The sequence below is a fragment of the uncultured Candidatus Kuenenia sp. genome (assembly GCF_900696675.1).
Lineage (GTDB): Bacteria > Planctomycetota > Brocadiia > Brocadiales > Brocadiaceae > Kuenenia > Kuenenia stuttgartiensis_A.
Window position 1 is genome coordinate 1 of the sequence record NZ_CAADGZ010000257.1, and the last position, 1,690, is coordinate 1,690.

The following is a 1,690-nucleotide window of genomic DNA, read 5'->3' on the forward strand; positions in this document are numbered from 1 at the left end:
AGATCCCGCGTCCGCGGCAACAATCACATGAATTATTAGAGGCATTACAGATAAAGTTGCCAGAAGTATTGCCAAGCCGGAACATACGGGTAGTCACTAGAAAAAAGCTTGCTGTTCGGCGTAAAAGCCAATAAATATAAGGCTTTTACGGCACTTTTGTTTTTTGACTTGGGGTGAACATCCGTTTTAATGGTTCGAGGATTGATATGTTTTTTGTGCAATGATTTTTAAGCAGTTCCTGGGTCTTTCGATCTGATGGGCCTGTAGATACCTTGTTTCTATTCTTCTTGAGATGTTCGAGGTGTCAATTAGAGGTTGGGCGAAGCACACCCAACAAAAAAAGGCATTGATGGATTCTATCCGCTTAACCCATCCTTACCACCCGGCTCAGCACGGCGTGCTTGTGTTCGCGTATGAGGTATTCGATGATATATCGTTGGTACTTCTTTCCCGGTCGTTCAAACATGATTGATCAGTTTTCCTGTCTATCCTCATCCTGTTCAACAAATATTTTAACTACGCGTCCGTTTTCGTAATAAACCAGTGGAGTATGCGTCTGTTTGGCTATTTCCCTTGCTCTTTTTGCCGCTCTTAGCAATGCAGCTTCTACATTCTCAAGGTCTTTGTCATGAATCTGTCTCTTTTTTCCATTCATCTCTTTTCTCCTTCTTCAAGCAGTTTTGGCGTTCTGCCTGAGTTGTCGTAAAGAATCCAGGTATCTACCAACTGCTTGTAAATGTGGTAAAAATTAAACCATCCCTTTCCAAACCGTCGTCTGATAATCTCTTCAGGCACATTATGGCCACCCTGCAAAACCCTCCCTTTTACCCGTTCAATGGCAATCTTTACATCATGAAGACTCAGAAATATCAACTTTACCGTGTATCCCCTCTTTTGCCATTCGGGTATCATTTGTGCATATATTTTACCGCTAAGTGTTGTTTCAAAGGCAAAGCCATCATTACGAAGCAGGTGCGTTTTAATTTCTTCATACATCAGCCTGCCCGCACGGAAAGCTGCATGTTCAGGGAAAAAAGGAGAAAGCCCTGCAGCTATCAAATCAGCATTAACAAAGATGGGACAGCCCGCCTCATTCGGCAGAAACTCTTTGGCAAACGTGGTCTTTCCTGCCCCGTTAGGTCCGGCAATGATAACGATATTCTTTTTTTTTACCATGTTGATCCTTTAAACCATTTTCGGTAATCCGTCGCTTTCCCGTTACACATTTGTGGATGATCGATTTACGATATTGTGCAAGTGTAGGGATTTTATTGCGGAAATTCTGGCGGAAATTCTGAGGACACCATACGTAATATTAGGAATCTTCACTTTTCTTTTGTGGTACCAGGCTTCTGCCGGCGTAGTATGCTCCTGGGACTACCACACGAGCGATCCTAGCTAGCGGGGAATCTTAACCGTTTTTAAACACTGAGTCAATAATTAAGTACGGTGTCCCCTGAATTAAATGATTTTCAAGCAGTTCCTGAGTCTTTCGATCTGATGGGTCTGTAGATACCTTGTTTCTATTCTTCTTGAGAAGTTCAGAGTTGATCAAAGATTAAGTAAGGCACTGTCCAAAAATAATTTGGTATTTTTATTAATTTAGTTAAGTGAAATTGTATAATTCCAATCTGGCAAGACACTGTGTTTGTTTATGTTTATTTCTTTCATTTGGTCATCAGTGATTTTG

2 protein-coding genes are annotated in these 1,690 nt (G+C 41.4%); both read right to left on the minus strand.

Going from position 1 to position 1,690, the window contains the following annotated elements; genetic code table 11:
* Positions 1-472: 472 nt before the first annotated feature.
* Entirely contained in the window at positions 473-655 is a 183-nt protein-coding gene (locus tag QZT26_RS17480; protein WP_099326879.1) for a hypothetical protein, read from the minus strand.
* A complete protein-coding gene (locus tag QZT26_RS17485; protein WP_099326880.1) occupies positions 652-1,176 on the minus strand; it encodes a zeta toxin family protein in 525 nt (174 codons plus the stop codon). Before QZT26_RS17485 ends, QZT26_RS17480 begins: the two co-directional genes overlap by 4 nt.
* Positions 1,177-1,690: the final 514 nt, after the last annotated feature.